We start from the raw sequence: 17,209 nt of genomic DNA, 5'->3' as shown, positions 1-17,209 counted from the left end.
AGGAACACTGACCATGGCCGCTGACGGCAGCGCCCTTCCCGCTTCCCCCTTATCCCGTGACGAGCTGGACCGTGTCGTCACCAATGCCCATGCGGCTCTTGGCCGTGTGCAGCAGGATGATGGCCACTGGGTTTACGAGCTGGAAGCCGATGCCACCATTCCGGCGGAATATATTCTGCTGGAACATTTTCTCGACCGGATCGATGATGAACTGGAACAGAAAATGGCGGTCTATCTGCGCCGTATCCAGAGCGACGTGCATGGCGGCTGGCCCCTTTACCACGATGGCGATTTCAATATTTCCGCCTCGGTCAAAGCCTATTTTGCCCTCAAGGCAGCCGGGGACGATATCAACGCCCCGCATATGAAACGCGCGCGTGAAGCCATTCTGGCCCATGGCGGGGCCGAACGCTCCAACGTGTTCACCCGTTTCCAGCTTGCCCTGTTCGGGGAAGTGCCGTGGCGGGCAACGCCCGTCATGCCTGTGGAAATCATGCTGCTGTCGCGCTCGGCATTCTTTTCCGTCTGGAACATGTCCTACTGGTCGCGCACGGTTATTGCGCCGCTGCTGGTGCTGGCGGCCCTGCGCCCGCTGGCCCTCAACCCGCGCCAGATCCATGTGCGTGAACTCTTCTGCACCCCGCCTGAAAAGGTGCGTGACTGGATTCGCGGCCCATACCGCTCCAACTGGGGCTATGTGTTCAAGGGGCTGGACATGGCCCTGCGTCCGCTCGTGCCGATGATCCCGGCCAAGACGCATAAAAAGGCTATCAAGGCTGCAATCGACTTCATTGAACCCCGCCTGAACGGCAAGGACGGCATTGGCGCCATTTACCCGGCCATGGCCAATACGGTCATGATGTACCGCGCGCTGGGCGTGCCCGATACCGACCCGCGCGCCGCCACCGCATGGGAAGCCGTGCAGGGGTTGATCGTGCGCAAGGATGATGAGGCCTACTGCCAGCCTGCGTGTCCCCTATCTGGGATACGGGCCTGTCCGGCCATGCCATGATTGAGGCCGCTTCCGGCCCGAACGGTATCGCCCCGGAAAAAACGTTGGCCGCCCTGAAAAAAACCAGCGCATGGCTGCGCAGCAAGCAGATTCTGGACGTCAAGGGCGACTGGGCTATCAACAAGCCTGATCTGGCGCCGGGCGGCTGGGCTTTCCAGTACGGCAACGACTATTACCCGGACGTGGACGACACCGCCGTGGTGGGCATGCTGCTGCACCGCGAGGGTGATCCTGAAAACGCGGAATCCATCGAACGCGCCCGCCAGTGGATCATTGGCATGCAGAGCACCAATGGTGGCTGGGGTGCCTTTGATATCGACAACAACAAAGACCTGCTCAACCACATTCCCTTTGCCGATCACGGCGCGCTGCTCGACCCACCCACGGCAGACGTAACGGCACGGTGCGTGTCTTTCCTGGCCCAGCTTGGCAACCCGGAAGATGAACCCGTAATCCAGCGCGGACTCGCCTATCTGCGCCGCGAGCAGGAGGCCGATGGCTCTTGGTTCGGTCGCTGGGGCACAAACTATATTTACGGCACATGGTCGGTGCTGTGCGCCTTTAACGCGGCTGGCCTCTCGCATGATGACCCGGCCATTGTCCGCGCTGTGGAATGGCTGCGCTCTGTCCAACAGCCGGATGGCGGCTGGGGCGAAGGCTGCGAATCCTTTGAAGACGGCCCACGCGGCACTTACAAGCAGAGCCTGCCTTCGCAGACAGCATGGGGTGCACTGGCGCTGATGGCTGCAGGCCGGCGGGACGACCCCTCCGTTTCCCGGGCGATGTCGTGGCTGGCCTCCCAGCAGGACGAGCAGGGCGAATGGCACGAAGACCCGTATAACGCCGTTGGTTTCCCCAAGGTGTTTTACCTCCGCTACCACGGCTACAAGCAGTTTTTCCCGCTGCTGGCGCTGGCCCGCTACCGTAATCTGGAAACCAGCAACACCCGCCGCGTGGGTTTCGGGTTCTAGACCCATGGCACTGGCCGCCACACAGTTCCCCCTCTCCCGGCCGGGTATTCTGGTCGGCTGAAGGCCGAAGCCCGCCTTGTCCGCAAGGTATTCCCCCATGCGGCCATTGCGGCCAGCGGCGCCACACGCGCGGGAGCCGAGCGGGAAGCCGCCCGGCTGGCTCAGTGCGGCGTCAACTGCCTACTGTCTTTCGGACTGGCCGCCGGGCTTGAACCGGGCCTGCCTGCTGGCAGTATCGTTATTCCCGATACGGTCGTTGACCATGCTGAGCGCTGGAAATGCGACCCAACCCTGCGCCATATTCTGGGCGGAGAACTCAGTACCGTGCGTGGCGGTGCTCTGCTGCATAGCGATGAAGTCGTGCTGGATGCGGCCCATAAAGCGGCCCTGCATACGCGCTTCAATTGTGTGGCACTGGATATGGAAAGCGGCTTTCTGGCACGGGCCGCGCAGGAATCCGGCCTACCTTTTGCTGTTCTGCGCGTTGTATGCGACCCGGCCGAGCGCTCGCTGCCGCCAGTTGCGGCCACCGTTCTTTCCCCCGATGGCGGCCTGAATATTGGTGCGCTATTACGCTCGCTGCTGCGAGACCCAAGGCAGATTTCAGCCTCATTCGCCTTGGGCAGGATGCCACACAGGCCCGGCGCAACATGATTGGTTTTCTTGAAAACCGTACCCGTTCGCCTGCTTTCCAGCGCCTGACGGCCTGAGCCAACAGCACTCACAGACAAAATTTGGCGTGGCCGGGCGGGTATAAACCCGCCCGCACCCTTTACTGCGAGAACGCCTTGGCCAGCACGTTCTGGGTTTCGAGCGAGACCGGCAGTGTAGAGTTGGTCAAAGCGACACCTTTCCAACCCGCACCCAGTGCCGTGTAAAGGTTAACCGCATCGCGCAGGCGCTCAAGCCGGGCCAGCGCTTCCATGTTCTGGGCCTTGAGGGTCGTGCGTTCGGTTGTCAGCACTTCCAGAAAGCCCACAAGCCCTGCACCGTACAGCTTGCGCGCCCGCTCGCTGGCTGTTGCGCTGTCTTCCGCCGCTTTATGCAGTTGTTCGGCATATTCGATATCATCATGCCATGCCGCCATGCTGTCTTCGACTTCCTTGAAAGCCTGCAACACAGTCTGGCGATAGCTCAGACGCGCAGCTTCCGCTACCGCCTGCGAAGCCCGCACCTCGGCCGTCATTTTACCGCCGTGCATCAGCGGCATGCTGGCCATAAGCAGGAACTGCCAGCTCATGGCATTCGCCTGAAACGCCTGATACATGGCAGATGCATTCGGGTTGAAGGTCAGCGGCACCACGAAATGCGGATACAGATTGGCCACTGCAACACCAATCTGTGCTGTGGCCAGCGCGTATTTGCGTTCCGCCATGCGCACATCGGGGCGGTTTGCAATCACCACCGAAGGGAGAACTGCGGGGAATTCCGGCACATGCGGGAGCGCACGAGGCTGCTTGAGTTCATCTTCAAGCTCACCGGGCATTTTGCCCAGCAGCACGGCAATGGCGTGTGTAACCTGCGAAACCCTCGTTTTCAGCGGCTCACGTTCAGCAATCTGGGCATCAAGCTCGGCCTGCGCCTGAGCGATCTGCAGGGTATTGCCAACACCTTCGCTATACAGGCGGTTTGTCAGGTCCACCGCGTCCTGCGCGACACGGATATTGTCGGTCGCGATCTTGATCTGCAACTGGGTGACACGCAGCAGCATGTAGTCTGATGCCAGTTCGGACAGAAGCCCCATCAGAATGGCGCGGCGGCCTTCAATATTGGTTTCCACCTCACGCTCATGCGCTTCCACATCACGGCGGATGCGACCGAACATGTCCAGTTCCCATGTAGCGGTAGCGCCATAGGTGAGCATGGAGGCTTCAGCCCGGTTCTGGGGATTACCCGGACGAATAGGCCAGTTATCGATATTGAGCGAGTAGCGTACATCGCCACCGCCCATATTGGCATCAAGCTGTGGGTACCACTGCGAGGCCGCACGGTCACGCACCGCCCGCTCGGCCAAGATATGCTGGCTGGCAATCTGCAGGTCGTAATTGCCCTTGATGGCTTCATCCACCAATTGCGACAGCATGGGGTCCTGGAACAGGGACCACCACTCGACCATTTCCTTGTTGGTGCGCGCGATTTCTTCAGGCGTCGCGGGGTGTTCCTCTGCGGCTTCCTTGAAGCCAGCCGGCAGCTTCATGCGGTCAGGCTGGTAGTTCGGCCCAACCGTGCAGGCAGACAGCAGCAGCGAAGAGGCCATGCCCAGCGCGAGACGGCGATAAATCTTCATGACTTTCGTCCTGTCCCCGCGATCAGAGATGATCCTGTAGCCACGTTGTCAACCTGCCGCTCCGGCCCCGAGGCTCCGGCCCAACACTGACAGTAGCCGTCATGCCCGCCGCCAGCGTTACGCTATCGGGCACATGATCGAGGTGGATACGTACCGGAATACGCTGGGCCAGACGCACCCATGTGAAAATGGGATTGACCGACTGCAGCCCCAGCTTGTCGGGAGAGCCATTGGTATCGTTGATACCACGGGAAATGCTGACAACATGGCCCAGAAGGATAGGCTTATAGCCCATCAGCTTCACGCGGGCCTCATCGCCTACATGCACGCCCCACATCTTGGTTTCTTCAAAATACCCGTAAACCCAGTAGGAGTCGGCATCGATGACGGCCATGCGGGCCTGCCCGGCGGAAGCATAATCCCCCACCCGCAGGTTGAGGTTGGTAACATAGCCATTAACCGGGGCATACAGCACGGAACGCTGCAGGTTCAGCTTGGCCACATCCAGCGCCGCACGAGCGGCATCCACCGATGCAATCTGGGTTGCAACGCTGGAGTTGAACACTTCCTGCTCTTCAGCAGACACAATACCGCCCAGCCCCATACGGCGCTTGGCATCGTTCTGCTTGAGCTTCAGATCTTCCAGCGCGCCATCGAGCCGGGCCTGCGCCTCACGGATAGCCAGACGGAAACGCACTGGGTCGAGCACGAAAAGCGGATCGCCCTTATGTACGTACTGGTTGTCCACCACCGGAATCTGCACCACCGTGCCAGACACTTCCGGTGCCACATCCACCACGTAAACCCGCACGCGGCCATCACGCGTCCAGGGCGCGATCATGTAGACATTCCACAGAGTAACCCCCAGCACTATGGCCAGAGACACGACCGCAAGGGTCAGGACGATGCGAATGAGGGTGCGCAGAAGGGACATTGCGGCGGTCTCGAAAGCCTTTTCGGGTCAGACGTAAAGGATCAGCAGGCAGAGAATACAAACGTAAAGCGACACTTCAAACAGCGCGATATGCCAGAACCAGCCCAGCAGGCCGCTCCACCACAGCATGAAGCGGATACCCATGGTAATGGGCAGGGCGGCCAGCGCGTACACGACAATCGGTGCCATAAAGACACCGAACAGATTGAATTCAGTCAGCATGGCGCACACTCACCACGGCAGCAGAAAACCATCATACGTGATCGCTCCCCCGGCCGGTGCCACTGTCCCTGCGTAACGGCACGGCATGAGAAGCCAGTTCCCTGTGCTCCTGCGCAGCCTGTTCCACCCGATCCAGCACCTGACCGCACTCATCCAGCTCCCGATCCGATATGGCGGCGGTAAGACGGACCGTGACCTCATCCGCCACCTGACTGACAAGGGCCGCAACCTGCCGCCCTTCATCCGTAATACTGACAAGTTTGGAGCGACGGTCTTCCTCGTCCGTTTCACGAACGACATAACCGCGCTTTTCAAGCACGTCCAGCAACCTGACGAGAGAGGGAGCCTCAAGCGACAGGGAACGAGCCAGATCGGTCTGGCGCATGGGTGTGGTGGAGAAATTGAGATAGTAAATAGGACGCCACGTGGCGTCAGTCAGGCCAAAAGCGCGTAGATCGGTATCGATCTCGCGCCTCCAGGCTGCGGCAATCCGCGCCAGCCTATGCCCGAAGAACCGGCGGGCCTCGCTTGCCTCAAGAGAATCGTTCTCAGGTTCCATTCACCGCTCACGCTGACAAGTATGCAAAAAATTTGCACGCTTATTAAAATGCTGAGCCATCATTTACTCAAATGACGCCCCGCGCCAATGCAAATTTGGAATGGAACCTATGGCTTTACCCCCGCTAGACAGTTGGGGGACAATTTCAGTCCTTTTTGCGCCGCACGATATCCCATGCCTTGCGCACGCCACCGCGGCCAACAGTACCCGCAACAGTGGCTGTAACAGCCGCCATTGTCAGGGATTCGCGGATATGGGTCATGGAGCGGTCACGCGCGATCCGCGCTTCGACCTCAGCCGTTGTCAGGTAAGAGCGGCGGCCAAACAGCACGCAAACCAGCGCTGCCAGCACATCAAGCCAAACACCATGAAAGAGGCGCCAACAGGCCCCATATGGCCGCCGAAAACCAGCAGAATCCACAAAAGCCCATGCCCCGTTATCAGGGCAAAGAACCCGAACACAGCCGCCATGACCAGAAACGCAAGCTGACGGCCATAGCGTATGGCCATCTGCTGCATGAGACTGGTCTGCGCATTCAGGACGGATTTACCAAGATCGAGGATATGCATGGGTTCTGCGGCTACCTTATACTCGGGTGACGCTCATGCTTCAGCGAGACAGCCGCCCGAGTATGAAACCGACCACGCCTGAAATAGCGATGGACACCCACGACGTCTGGCCCCGCGTCTGCTTTGCGAGATCATTGCGCGCATGATCTGCCAGTTCGCGGGCGTTGGCAACTGCCTGTTCCGTGAAAGCCCCTGCCTGCTCGCTCGCCTTGCCTAAAACCGGCGTGACACGCTGGCCGATCAGCTTCTCCAGCTGCGCCTTCAGGGAATCGATTTCATCACGCACCGTATCCGCGGCAACTGCACCAGCCGCCTTGATATCCTTGATTTTATCAGAAGACATCTCTCAAACCTCGTCTATTCAGGGTTCTTCAGTGTTTACCCCCCTTTAACAGCCGACAAGGATCATGGTTGCATGCCGCACATGCATGGCTCGCCTCCGGCGCTGGCGCTGCACTCTTTCACGGTTCTGCCGCAGGCACCGGGCCTGACACTATCCCTGCCACGGGGGGGCTGTCTGGCTGTGCTGGGAATCGCGCCCGACAGCCCGGATCTGGAAGCCCTGACAGCCGGGCTGACTGGCAGGTGGCAGCACACACACTCGCAACACCCCCGCAGAAAGGCCGCATGCTCGTGGCGGGAGAGGATGTCACGCATCAGCCTCCCGGTTTGCGTCACGTCGCATCCTGCGGCGTGCATGCGCCGCTATTCGGCCATCTGTCGGTGCTGGACAACATTGTCTTTCCCCTGCGGCACGCGGAGTACTCGAGCCGCACGAAATCCTGCGTCAGGGTCATGACCTGCTGGCCCTGACGGGGCTGGACTCAGCCCGCCACTTGCGCGCGAACAGACTTACCTCCAGTCAGGCCTTTCGCGCCGGACTGGCGCGCGCACTGATACAAAAGCCTGAGGTGCTGATCCTCAACCAACCCTTTGCCACCATGGACTCACACACCAGCCAGCAGGAACAGGCCATGCTGGACAGGCTTCGGCACGCTCTAGGCCTGAGCATCCTGCTCCTGACCCGCCAGCGCGCCGAGGCCCTGCTGAGTGCGGATGACATTGCCGTTATGGACAAAGGGACACTGCTGCAAAGTGCGGATGCCCCTACCCTGCTCAACCGCCCTGCCTGCACCGCTGTGGCTGTCGCGATGGATGACGCCAATGTGCTAACCGGCAAGGTGCTGGACATTCAGGATGACATCGCCAGCCTGCGTCTACCTTCTGGCGAGACGGTGGAGGCCATGGCCGACCATGCCCTCGCCGTCGATGATCTGGCCTGTATCTGCATCCCGCCGGATCGGCTGTCCATTCTGCTGCCGCGCGCGGGCGCATCTGTTGATGAAGAAGCCGAATCGGGCGATGTCCACTGCACGCTGGTTTCGGCCCATCATCTGGGCCGTACTATTATCATGCGCTTGCGTAGCCGCGATGGAACGGAGATAACGCTGCATCGTCCGCCTGTTCACACCATGCGCGACCTACGGCCCGGACGCACGGGTCTGGTGGCGTGGCAGGCACGGAACGCCATCGCCTTTCCGATGGATGAAAAATCACGCTAGACTGTTCCCGTCCGACCGGCCTTCAGACGTGCAAAGAGGTTCCCCTGTTCTCCTTCTCATCCCATCGCGTTGCCAGCATAGTAAACGGCAAAACAACATACAGGCCACCAGCCGCGCACGGGATCTCACGTCGGCAGGCGCTGCTGGCCGGTTTGGGCTGCCTGCTCCCGGCAGAAGCCATGGCCAAACGCGCGCATACACTCAGAAGCCTGACAGTGCTGACCTTTGCTGGCAAAATTGCCCAGACCCAGAAAAAAGTCCTGTTTACCCCCTACAGCCAGCTTTCTGGGCACCCACTGATTTGCAGAACATGGAACGGCGAACCCAGCGCCCTGCGGCAGCAGGAAGAACACCCCGTGCACAGTCTGGCGGCTGTCATGATGGAATGCAGCAGCCTGCAGATCGGCTGCGAAATGGGGCTTCTGACCAAAGAAACCGACAGCAGGAACCAGATCGTCTGCAGCACGCCCTCCGCTTCCATCGACTACGCCATGGCGTGGGATCGCTTCCGTTTTGAAGTGGCACCGGGCTGGGCAGATTTCTGGGATGTGGCGCGGCATCCGGGCCGCCGCAGCCTGCGCCGCGACCCACGGACTACACTGGAAATCGCCCTGCTGGCAGACGGCATACCGGCAGATGCGCTCTATCGGGTGCTGAACTCGCGGGATGGGCTGAACCACGCGTTCATGAAACTGGATCAGATACGCCCCTATATTGCCTGGTGGTCCACGCCTGAGGAAGCCGGACAGATCCTGCTTTCTGGCGGCGCACTCATGGGGCTGGTGCCCACAGGGGAAATTCTGGGGGCACAGGCTGACAGCCGGGACAAGTTTGGCCTGCTCTGGAAACAGCGCCTGCTTGTGCAATACGGCTGGGGGGTGCCACGCAACGCCGCCCATAACAATGCCAGTCTGGCACTGGCCTCGTGGCTGGAACAGCCTGCCCAGAAGCAGGCATTCGCCAATGCGTGGCCCTCTCTCCCCTCCATGCAGGACATTACGGCGGCGGGCGGCGCGCTCTCACCACTGCCGCCTGCAACCGTTGTGGACGATTCATTCTGGGGCCAGAATTTACCAGCCATAGCAGAGCGCTTTCACCGCTGGGCCGCCCACCCATGATCGCCCAACTGACCGGCCTGCCCGTTCATGCAGGCAATGCACTCTCCTCACTGCTGCTTGCCCTCACCGCTCTGGCCGGAACGGGTATGGTTCTAGCCGCCATGGTGCGCCTGCGCTGCGCGCAGACTATTTATGTTCTCTCGCTCCTGCTGAGCATACCCGCCACCCTGCTCGCGCTCATGCTCCCCGCTGTCTGGTGGACAAACCTGACAGCTCCGGCACAAGGATTGCTGCTGGTGCCCCTGCTGGTTCTGCCACTAACGCTCCCGTTGCGCACACTCCCCGCAAACTGGACAGCCACGGCATTGGAACTGGGGGCCTCACTCCCCAAAAGGCTAACACTCCTGTGGTGGCCATTATTGAAAAAACCTGCCCTGACCAGCCTTGTTCTCGCCTTTGCTTTTGGAATTCTGAAATGACCGCTTCTCTCCCGTTCTGGGAAACAACCGCTCTGGCCGATATGACCCGTAGCGAGTGGGAATCCCTGTGCGACGGCTGCGGTCGCTGCTGCCTGCACAAACTGCGCGATGATGACACGGAAGAACTGCATTATACATCTGTCGCGTGCAGGCTGCTCAATACCAAAACCTGTCAGTGCGAGGATTACCCAAACCGGCACCGCAAAGTGCAGGATTGTGTAACCCTGACACCAGACATGATCGACACACTCGACTGGCTTCCGCCTGACTGCGCTTATCGCCGCTTGGCCGAAGGGCGCGGTCTGCCCCTGTGGCATCCACTGATCAGTGGCACGACAGAAACCGTTATGAGTGCAGGGGCTTCCGCCGCAGGGCGCTGCATTAGCGAACGCCGTGCCGGCGCACTGGAGGATTACATTGTCACCTGGCCTGGACAACCCGCTACTACCGAATAACATCGACCTTGATTCTATCGGTAATTTTCCGGTGCTCTGGCGTGTATCAAAACAAGCCAGACGCCTGTCCATGCGTCTCGCGCCACGCCAGAATGCCATAACCGTCACCCTGCCCGCCACCTGCCCGCCCGCTCAGGCTCTGGCCTTCCTGCATAATAATAAAAGCTGGCTAGCCAGTCGGCTCAAGCGTGTGCAAAACGCTTTTTCCTTCACTATAGACAGCGTGATCCCAATCGAAGGCCAGCCTCACCGGATTGTTCACAGCCCGAACCAGCGTGGGGGAGCACGGATCGAAAACGGGCAGATTATCGTCTGTGGTGAGACAGCTTTCATCTCCCGCCGGGTTATGGATTGCCTGCGCCACCATGCCGCACGCGTGCTGGGTACCGAATTACGGGAAATGGCGAAAGCTGCTGACCTCAAGCCGACGCGGCTGGATATCCGTGACCCGACAAGCCGCTGGGGAAGCTGCTCCACAACAGGACGCATCATGCTGTCATGGCGCCTGATCATGGCACCGCCTGAAGTCAGACATTACCTGATAGCCCATGAACTCAGCCACCTCGTGCACATGGACCACAGCAACCAGTTCTGGCAGCAGGTCAAACGCCTCACCCCGCACCGCCAGCGAGCAGAAGCCTGGCTACGCCACCACGGCCCAAACCTCATGCGTGCCGGACAGCAGGAGTTGCCGCTGGCCTGAAGCGTTGCTAGAAGACAAAGCGCAACACTGACACAAGCTACCAGTTGCACGCTCCACGCGAACTTGGCGGAATGGTAGACGCAGGAGACTTAAAATCTCCAGCCCATAGGGCGTGCGGGTTCGAGTCCCGCAGTTCGCACCACTAACCATTTGAAATATAACAGTAAAATGAGAATCTGACGGGTCTGCGGGATTTTCCCGTTTGTCTTCCCAGACCGGGAAACGCAGATGCTCAGACTTATCGGCTCTCATTATCATTTTCGCCGGGCTGTTCCTGTTGCAGTGCAGGCCAGACTGGGCCGAACCGAAATTTCTCTCTCCCTGCAGACTCAGAGTAAGCTGGTGGCCCGCGAACGGGCAGCAGCCCTTTACGCCCGAACAGGCGCGCTTTTTGAGAAGGCAAAGACGATGGCAACCGACCTGTCACGCGAGGAAATGATTGCTCTCCTTACCGAACAGGGCAAAATCATCGCGGAACAGGAAGAACTGCTCACCCTTGCCGATGATGCCTTCCGTGCTGAAAAACGCGCCCTGCAGGCCGATCACGCCATGGCGATGATGGACCAGGTGCAGAAGGAAGGCGCTTTCATCTCCTTTGCCACGGACTCTCTCAGGGCACTGGAAACCCGGCTTCAGACCATGATGCAGAAAGTCTTTACGGATCGCGCCGTGAGCAAAAAAGAAAAGGACATGCTGCGCGAGCAGATCAAAATCCTTTCCAATCTGATTATCGATATGGCAAACATCGCCCCGCTGCCCCGGGAGATGCTCCAGCCGGAAGCCCGATTGAGGATGAACAGCCCAAAGTCCGCAAACCAACCTCCCCGCCCCTGTCTGTCATGGCAGAAAAGTTTGTCTTCACTGACAAAGACAAGAGTGAGGATACAAAGAAAGCCACACGCAAGACCGTAACCCTCTTCATTGAAGCTTTTGGGGACATGCCGGTGAAACAGATCACGGGCGCGGTTGCCGGTAAGTTCTTCGACCTGCTGTCCGATCTCCCGGCAACACATGGCAAAGGAAGAACCGGCCTTCCCATCCGGGAAGCCGTCGTCCAGGCCCGCGAACGCGGGCAGGAAACCGTCAGCGGGAAGACCGTGAAAAACCATTTCTCCCGCCTGTCCGCTCTGTGGATACGTCTTGTACAACGAGAGGTGGCTGACCGGAATCCATGGGCCGGGTGGGATTTCAACATCACAAAGAAGATCGTCCGCCGGGGCTGGACGGATGATGAACTGGCGCTGCTGGCCCACGCACCATGGAACGGCACATCCGTATCACGCCGTTCCTGGGCGGGGATCATCAGCGTGGGCATGTTCACAGGGATGCGTCTGGGCGAGATCTGCAATCTCAGGCGTCAGGACATCGAAATTATCGACGGGGTTCCCTGCTTCCATGTCCGCCCGCATCCGGAAGACAGCTGGTCACCCAAGACGGCAGCGGGCAAACGGATCATCCCCGTTCACCCGCACCTACTCGCCATGCAGGGCCTCGACCTGCTCCGTGATACCGGAGAGCACTACCTGTTCCCTGACCTCACGGTCTCATCGACGGGTGAGCGTGGTGACAACTTTGCGCGGGCCTTCTCGAAGCACAAGAAGCGGATCGGCATCCCCGAGGATGTGACGTTCCATTCTTTCCGCCATACGGTTTCCACCCGCCTGCGCAATCAGAAATCCCATATACGCGAACTGTGGATTGATACCGTGCTCGGGCATGAAGCCAGTCATAAATCACAGGGCACGATGAACTACACGAGTGGGATCGAGGTCTCCAATCTCCGGCAGGTGATCGAGGCCCTGACCTATCCGCCAGAATGCATCATGCCTTTCTGAAAACCTTATGTGACAGTCTGGTTTGCATAAGAAGAAAGTTCGGAAATCAGGCATCTGAATAGGTTACCCTTACAGGGAGCCAGCAGTGCTCCATGGCTACCCGTTCCGGGTGCATGGCGCAGCTGGCAAGGGGGAATACTTCCCCCGTTGACCCCCTTGAAGGAGAACCGATCATGCCGATTGCCCGAACGTCCCGTCTTTCTGTCCGTGCATCACCCGATGAACTGGTGCGCTGGAGCAGTGTTGCTCGCCACCTCGGTCACGCCACAACCGCCCACTGGATACGCTCCCTCCTGACCAGTGTGGAACTGACCGGGCATGATGGGCCGCGCGTTTCCGATGAACTGCGCGGGATACGTCATCAGCTTTCCCGTGTTGGAAACAACCTCAACCAGCTTGCCCACTCTGCCAACTGTGGCGATGCCGTGCATTGCGGGGCTGTGCTGGACGAGATTGAAAGGCTGATCCAGAATCTTGATTGCCTTCTCCCCCGCTCACGGAGAAACCGCTCTGACAGGTCTGCCCGTCGCAGGTGCGACAGGTCAGCACTGACCCTGCACTGACTGCCTGTGGTCATGCGCCATGATCGTCAAGGAAAGCAGAATTAAAACGTGCAGTGGCGCGGGTGCTTTGTCCCGCCATGTCCTGCATGGTGTGAAGAATGAAGCCATACGGGTGCTGGCGGGGTCTGGGTGGTTGCTCCATGACGCCATGCGCGAAGCCAGACGCGAGGGACTGACTTACGGCCTGCGTCATATCGCCTTCAATCCTGACGCAGCCATGAGCGATGACCAGCTGGCTGGTTTTGCCCGTCGCCTGTGTGAAGAACTCCATGCAGACCCGGACCACATCACCCTCGTCATTCACCAGAAGGAGGGCAGCACCCACGGGCACCTGATCCTGCCCGAGTGGCAGCAGGACCATGTGCTGGAAAGCCGGTTCACATGGATGCGTCTGGAGAAGATCGCCCGGCTGGAAGAACTCAGGCTTGGCCATGCCCTCGTACCCGGCAGACATGACAGGGCTATTGCCAGAGCCCTGCGACAGGAAGGCCATCATCAGGCAGCGGAACAGGTCGATGCACTGATCCCGCCCTCTGACAGCACCAGACCACGCGCCGCCTACACATCGCAGGCCAGACGGATGGCAGAACGCCAGGGGCTGGATCTCCCGGCGACGAAAACACTGGTGGCAACCCTCTGGTCCCGATCCGACGGGCTGGCATCCTTCCGGTCTGCACTGGCGGAACATGACCTGACCATGCGCGAGGGAGACCGGAACGGAACACGACCGGGAGCGCATATCATCGAAACCGGCGATGGCACGCTGGTTGGCAGCTTTACCCGGCTGACAAAGGTGAGGATGGCTGACTTCAGAAGGCTTCAGGCAGAAGAGCAGTCAGCAGCAAAGGCAAAACAGAAAACGGATATCAGGAGCACCCGTGTTCCTGTCCGCATCACCAGTGAGGAGAGCGATCTCATGGAACTGCCCGCCCTCGTTGTTCCGGCGACCCGGCGGAAACAGCCAGGACGCATCAGGCTTCCGCGCCTGGACAGGCAGCTTGAGGACGTCTGGCGCAGACGCATGGAGGAGGTCGACAGGCCATCCGTCCTGACAGTCTCTCCCCGGCCACCATCCTGTCCGGTCATTCTCAGTGCTGAAGAAGCCCGTACCCGTCGCAGGATCAGGGAACTCATCCGCAAGCAGCAGGCCATTCTCGACCAGAGAGCGCCGGAAGCCGACTGGGCACCTCTGGAGAGAGAAGAAACACTCGCGAAATGGCGGGACAGTCTCACACCCTATCAGAAACAGCTTCACAGCAGCTTTACACGTTACGATCATGCCAAAAAGGAATGGAAACAGGCTGAAGGAAAGCGCTGGCAACGCATGACGGGGCGGGCACGGAAGCTGGAGAAAGTCTGCCAGCAGCTTCTGCTCGAATTTCTGGAAGTGCTGCGCTTTGTGGTCCAGGCCTTGCTGCATGTTGTCGGACTGCGTTCAACACCACCAGAACCCGTCCGGCCTGTTCTGACAGAACGGGACAGATCAGCCCTTGAAGATTTTCACAAACAGCATGACGCCGGGTTCTCCGCCATGGCCGATCCGGAAAAACTTGAGCACTGGCTTGAAGACCGCTTTGACCGGCTGGTGCAGGCGAGAACGGAGCACATCCGACGGTGGGACAAAGCCCACCAACCGGAAAAAGAGCAGGCAGCACACGAGATCGCACGCCTGCGCTCAAAACTCGAAAGCCCGATATCCAGGACCGGATCCCAGGCCCCCGCCCCGTCCTCAGGAATGCCTGCGCCAGGCCTCGGGTAGAACCGCCGTCACCTGCCACCAGCAAAGAGAAAAGGCACGAATGGGGGGGGGAGCAGAATGTCGGCTGTGTGATAAAAAAGAAAACCTATGTGTTCTAGTTGATAAAATATGCTAATGAGTCATCATGAATCGCTGGGAAGTACGACTTGATCAAGAAGGGCGTGTATGTCTGCCGACAAGCGAAGCCTTGTCGGGAAGACATTTGGCTCTTAAGTTGGATCTAAATATCAATCATCCAGGTCGAGCGATAGCCGCAGGTGCAAGTTCATTTTGCCAAGCTTATCGGAACGCTGTTGCTGCCATAGACTCTTGGAGATTAACTGGCACGCCTAACCAAGACTCAAGTCACTTGGCGATAGCTGCTTTCGAAGTGCTGTGCTATAAAACTGCCGAATACATAGATGCTTATGCAGAGCTTCCTAAATCTATTATTGCAATACGGTCTAAAGACGGAAAAGAAAAAGCAAAAAATATTTCTAGTGTTATAAAGTCATGTGGAAGAGACTGGTCCCTGATATGCAATCGTATAAAGCACAATCAAAATGTATTGGTTGCCACTGTATATTCATACTATACTTTTCCCCAGAGACTAGAAGTTTTTTCACTTCTGGAGCCAATTGATGCCGATATGCTCAATATCAATCCTAATTTTCATAAAGGCCGAGAACGCTCTCGACCATTTTCTATAGCTATACGTCAAATTCTTCATGATATTATAAATATTGATCGAGCCGCAGCAAGATTGATCAAGTCACTTCCTGATGACCCTAGCGCACCTCCTCTTCCAACCTACTCAGTAAAACTTGATGTTACAGAAGCTATGAGAACAGTAGAGAGATGGCCATTGTGGGTCATACCGACTGGTAAATCCACAGTTGATAGTTTCACATTATTTGAAAATTCTATTCAGAGCGTACGTTTATTCGCAACCAAAAGACACGAATTAGCAAAGGTACAATTTACCCTACACTTGGATGGGGCTACACGTAGATTTCCGCTTATTTGATGATCTGTTTAATCTGCCTCCGTGAAATTTGCCCGGTTTGAGTGTTGGTTTTTGACGAAGCGGTTCAGCATGGAGCAGATTATTGCCTGCCTGAAACAGGCGGAACTGGGGATGCCGGTGTCGGTTCTGATCCGGCAGATCGGGATTTCGGAACTAACCTTTTACCGCTGGAAGAAATAGTATGTGGCCATGGAATCCGACCAAGTCCGGGAACTGAAGCAACTGGTCGAGGAGAATGCGCGGCTCAAAGAGACGTTAACGTTCAACCACAAGTGGCGGGACAAGCACCAGATGTGTCACTGTGAGCCACTCAAACGGCAAGGAAAGAAAACGGGCCACTCGGAGGCGATGCTTACCCCACTTCCTTCGCCGTCACTCGAAACAGTTTTGGCTTCCCATCTGGCGTGATGCGCTCAACTGAAACAACACAATATTGCAGCCCCTTGGGCGCGAGAAGCTCAAGTTGCCACCGATACGTAGTGATTGCATAAGTCCCCTTAACATGGCCTGTCCAATGCAGCTTCGGGGCTGTATCAGAATTCAACTGGATTTCCAGCATGAAGGCCACAATTTCGGCGCCTGTGCCTTGAAGATTATCGTACTGCTTCTTTGCGTAAAACAATGGCACAAAATTTGAAGACATAGTACATGCTGTCACATGCTGGAAATCTAACTCGCGGCCGATCGAGAAGCGATTTTCGAACTCACCCTCCGAACGCGCTCCACCGCGATAAATAGATGTAATCGGCCCTGAATTGAGAGGCAGAAATCCCCTTTCGATGTCCTGCAAGGCATTATGAATACTAGACGCCCGCTGCTGAGCGAGGCATGTTTTTTCTTCAGAACTCATCCCACTGAGTAGGTCGTTCGAGTCAAGGGCCTCAACTTGTTTCTCTACCGCTTTTTCGAAAGCGGTATCTGGATCCTCGCAAAGGTCAGCGGAAAGCTGCATGATTTCGGTGTTGTTGCAAGTCCATTTCGCTAGGCCTTTGGCAAGCATAGGGCATCGACTTTCCATTTCTTGATCGAGCTCAACTAGCAGTTTTGGAGAACAATTGCTCAGCTCTGCCAGGCAGCGTTTACGTAGTGCGTCGGAGTGGAAGCATGGAAAGGCTTGGGCTATGTTATTGAAATCGGCAGATTCAGCATCAATCATAATATATTACTTCTATTGAAAGGGTCTTCAACAAGTGCGGGCCCAGTCTATGCGGAAGCTTTAACCTTTGCACGGTTC

General features: G+C 57.9%; 19 protein-coding genes, 1 tRNA gene and 3 pseudogenes. 15 read left to right on the top strand and 8 right to left on the bottom strand.

Annotated elements, in window-relative coordinates; genetic code table 11:
• The first annotated feature begins 13 nt into the window (after window positions 1-13).
• A pseudogene (gene shc, locus JCM25143_RS17745) lies at window positions 14-1,983 on the top strand (squalene--hopene cyclase).
• A 4-nt stretch (window positions 1,984-1,987) separates the two neighbouring features.
• Window positions 1,988-2,693: pseudogene (locus JCM25143_RS17740) on the top strand (phosphorylase family protein).
• Window positions 2,694-2,755: 62 nt separating this feature from the next.
• Here the strand turns inward: JCM25143_RS17740 and JCM25143_RS07345 are convergent.
• The 7 genes from JCM25143_RS07345 to JCM25143_RS07320 all read right to left on the bottom strand — a co-directional run bounded on the left by JCM25143_RS07345 (window position 2,756) and on the right by JCM25143_RS07320 (window position 6,898).
• Entirely contained in the window at window positions 2,756-4,270 is a 1,515-nt protein-coding gene (locus tag JCM25143_RS07345; RefSeq protein WP_025860562.1) for an efflux transporter outer membrane subunit, read from the bottom strand.
• Between the two features lie 22 nt (window positions 4,271-4,292).
• The gene (locus JCM25143_RS07340; RefSeq protein ID WP_025860561.1) at window positions 4,293-5,204 is read right to left on the bottom strand and encodes a biotin/lipoyl-binding protein; all 912 of its coding nucleotides are present in this window, start codon (window positions 5,202-5,204) and stop codon (window positions 4,293-4,295) included.
• A 27-nt stretch (window positions 5,205-5,231) separates the two neighbouring features.
• Entirely contained in the window at window positions 5,232-5,426 is a 195-nt protein-coding gene (locus JCM25143_RS07335; RefSeq protein ID WP_025860559.1) for a DUF1656 domain-containing protein, read from the bottom strand.
• 31 nt (window positions 5,427-5,457) lie between these two features.
• The gene (locus tag JCM25143_RS07330) at window positions 5,458-5,985 is read right to left on the bottom strand and encodes a MarR family winged helix-turn-helix transcriptional regulator (protein ID WP_025860558.1); all 528 of its coding nucleotides are present in this window, start codon (window positions 5,983-5,985) and stop codon (window positions 5,458-5,460) included.
• Between the two features lie 145 nt (window positions 5,986-6,130).
• Window positions 6,131-6,316 (bottom strand): hypothetical protein, encoded by a 186-nt coding sequence (locus JCM25143_RS23795; protein ID WP_234395098.1) that lies wholly within the window; start codon window positions 6,314-6,316, stop codon window positions 6,131-6,133.
• On the bottom strand, window positions 6,289-6,555 hold the full coding sequence (locus JCM25143_RS23790) for a hypothetical protein (RefSeq protein ID WP_234395097.1): 267 nt from the start codon (window positions 6,553-6,555) through the stop codon (window positions 6,289-6,291). Before JCM25143_RS23790 ends, JCM25143_RS23795 begins: the two co-directional genes overlap by 28 nt.
• A 40-nt stretch (window positions 6,556-6,595) precedes the next feature.
• Window positions 6,596-6,898, bottom strand: a complete 303-nt coding sequence (locus JCM25143_RS07320) for a hypothetical protein (RefSeq protein WP_025860557.1) — start codon at window positions 6,896-6,898, stop codon at window positions 6,596-6,598.
• 68 nt (window positions 6,899-6,966) lie between these two features.
• Here JCM25143_RS07320 and JCM25143_RS23785 point away from each other — a divergent pair, with 68 nt between their 5' ends.
• The 13 genes and pseudogenes from JCM25143_RS23785 to JCM25143_RS23760 all read left to right on the top strand — a co-directional run.
• Window positions 6,967-7,368 (top strand): P-loop NTPase family protein, encoded by a 402-nt coding sequence (locus JCM25143_RS23785; protein WP_234395096.1) that lies wholly within the window; start codon window positions 6,967-6,969, stop codon window positions 7,366-7,368.
• Between the two features lie 23 nt (window positions 7,369-7,391).
• Window positions 7,392-8,117, top strand: coding sequence for a TOBE domain-containing protein (locus JCM25143_RS23780; protein WP_234395095.1), 726 nt, complete (start codon window positions 7,392-7,394; stop codon window positions 8,115-8,117).
• Between the two features lie 152 nt (window positions 8,118-8,269).
• Window positions 8,270-9,235, top strand: a complete 966-nt coding sequence (locus JCM25143_RS07310; protein ID WP_025860556.1) for an extracellular solute-binding protein — start codon at window positions 8,270-8,272, stop codon at window positions 9,233-9,235.
• Complete coding sequence (locus tag JCM25143_RS07305; protein ID WP_025860554.1) at window positions 9,232-9,654, top strand: hypothetical protein; 423 nt, start codon at window positions 9,232-9,234, stop codon at window positions 9,652-9,654. Before JCM25143_RS07310 ends, JCM25143_RS07305 begins: the two co-directional genes overlap by 4 nt.
• Window positions 9,651-10,109 (top strand): YcgN family cysteine cluster protein, encoded by a 459-nt coding sequence (locus tag JCM25143_RS17725; protein ID WP_035370678.1) that lies wholly within the window; start codon window positions 9,651-9,653, stop codon window positions 10,107-10,109. Before JCM25143_RS07305 ends, JCM25143_RS17725 begins: the two co-directional genes overlap by 4 nt.
• Before the next feature lie 70 nt (window positions 10,110-10,179).
• A complete protein-coding gene (locus JCM25143_RS07295) occupies window positions 10,180-10,812 on the top strand; it encodes a M48 family metallopeptidase (RefSeq protein ID WP_081773515.1) in 633 nt (210 codons plus the stop codon).
• A 57-nt stretch (window positions 10,813-10,869) separates the two neighbouring features.
• Window positions 10,870-10,954, top strand: a tRNA-Leu gene (locus JCM25143_RS07290).
• Window positions 10,955-11,040: 86 nt separating this feature from the next.
• Entirely contained in the window at window positions 11,041-11,724 is a 684-nt protein-coding gene (locus JCM25143_RS23775) for a DUF6538 domain-containing protein (RefSeq protein ID WP_025860552.1), read from the top strand.
• Window positions 11,652-12,647: a tyrosine-type recombinase/integrase gene (locus JCM25143_RS23770; protein WP_025860550.1), complete on the top strand. Its 996-nt coding sequence runs from the start codon at window positions 11,652-11,654 to the stop codon at window positions 12,645-12,647. Before JCM25143_RS23775 ends, JCM25143_RS23770 begins: the two co-directional genes overlap by 73 nt.
• Window positions 12,648-12,820: 173 nt before the next feature.
• Complete coding sequence (locus JCM25143_RS07275; RefSeq protein ID WP_035370683.1) at window positions 12,821-13,210, top strand: MobC family plasmid mobilization relaxosome protein; 390 nt, start codon at window positions 12,821-12,823, stop codon at window positions 13,208-13,210.
• Between the two features lie 67 nt (window positions 13,211-13,277).
• On the top strand, window positions 13,278-14,969 hold the full coding sequence (locus JCM25143_RS23765; protein ID WP_234395089.1) for a hypothetical protein: 1,692 nt from the start codon (window positions 13,278-13,280) through the stop codon (window positions 14,967-14,969).
• Window positions 14,970-15,093: 124 nt separating this feature from the next.
• Entirely contained in the window at window positions 15,094-15,975 is an 882-nt protein-coding gene (locus JCM25143_RS21940; RefSeq protein WP_148300043.1) for a hypothetical protein, read from the top strand.
• Window positions 15,976-16,044: 69 nt separating this feature from the next.
• A pseudogene (locus JCM25143_RS23760) lies at window positions 16,045-16,227 on the top strand (transposase); the annotation flags it as partial.
• A gap of 100 nt (window positions 16,228-16,327) precedes the next feature.
• Here JCM25143_RS23760 and JCM25143_RS07255 read toward each other — a convergent pair.
• A complete protein-coding gene (locus JCM25143_RS07255; protein WP_148300042.1) occupies window positions 16,328-17,131 on the bottom strand; it encodes a hypothetical protein in 804 nt (267 codons plus the stop codon).
• Window positions 17,132-17,209 lie beyond the last annotated feature (78 nt).

Origin of the sequence: Acetobacter papayae JCM 25143 (assembly GCF_000613285.1) — a bacterium.
GTDB lineage: Bacteria > Pseudomonadota > Alphaproteobacteria > Acetobacterales > Acetobacteraceae > Acetobacter > Acetobacter papayae.
This window is presented reverse-complemented; position numbering and strand designations above follow the sequence as displayed.

What these genes read in the sequence shown, in the direction of transcription:
- JCM25143_RS07345 (WP_025860562.1), bottom strand. Translation starts at nt 4,270, where the DNA reads ATGAAGATTTATCGCCGTCTCGCGCTGGGCATGGCCTCTTCGCTGCTG.
- JCM25143_RS07340 (WP_025860561.1), bottom strand. Translation starts at nt 5,204, where the DNA reads ATGTCCCTTCTGCGCACCCTCATTCGCATCGTCCTGACCCTTGCGGTC.
- JCM25143_RS07335 (WP_025860559.1), bottom strand. Translation starts at nt 5,426, where the DNA reads ATGCTGACTGAATTCAATCTGTTCGGTGTCTTTATGGCACCGATTGTC.
- JCM25143_RS07330 (WP_025860558.1), bottom strand. Translation starts at nt 5,985, where the DNA reads ATGGAACCTGAGAACGATTCTCTTGAGGCAAGCGAGGCCCGCCGGTTC.
- JCM25143_RS23790 (WP_234395097.1), bottom strand. Translation starts at nt 6,555, where the DNA reads ATGCATATCCTCGATCTTGGTAAATCCGTCCTGAATGCGCAGACCAGT.
- JCM25143_RS07320 (WP_025860557.1), bottom strand. Translation starts at nt 6,898, where the DNA reads ATGTCTTCTGATAAAATCAAGGATATCAAGGCGGCTGGTGCAGTTGCC.
- JCM25143_RS07305 (WP_025860554.1), top strand. Translation starts at nt 9,232, where the DNA reads ATGATCGCCCAACTGACCGGCCTGCCCGTTCATGCAGGCAATGCACTC.
- JCM25143_RS17725 (WP_035370678.1), top strand. Translation starts at nt 9,651, where the DNA reads ATGACCGCTTCTCTCCCGTTCTGGGAAACAACCGCTCTGGCCGATATG.
- JCM25143_RS07295 (WP_081773515.1), top strand. Translation starts at nt 10,180, where the DNA reads ATGCGTCTCGCGCCACGCCAGAATGCCATAACCGTCACCCTGCCCGCC.
- JCM25143_RS23775 (WP_025860552.1), top strand. Translation starts at nt 11,041, where the DNA reads ATGCTCAGACTTATCGGCTCTCATTATCATTTTCGCCGGGCTGTTCCT.
- JCM25143_RS23770 (WP_025860550.1), top strand. Translation starts at nt 11,652, where the DNA reads ATGGCAGAAAAGTTTGTCTTCACTGACAAAGACAAGAGTGAGGATACA.
- JCM25143_RS07275 (WP_035370683.1), top strand. Translation starts at nt 12,821, where the DNA reads ATGCCGATTGCCCGAACGTCCCGTCTTTCTGTCCGTGCATCACCCGAT.
- JCM25143_RS21940 (WP_148300043.1), top strand. Translation starts at nt 15,094, where the DNA reads ATGAATCGCTGGGAAGTACGACTTGATCAAGAAGGGCGTGTATGTCTG.
- JCM25143_RS07255 (WP_148300042.1), bottom strand. Translation starts at nt 17,131, where the DNA reads ATGATTGATGCTGAATCTGCCGATTTCAATAACATAGCCCAAGCCTTT.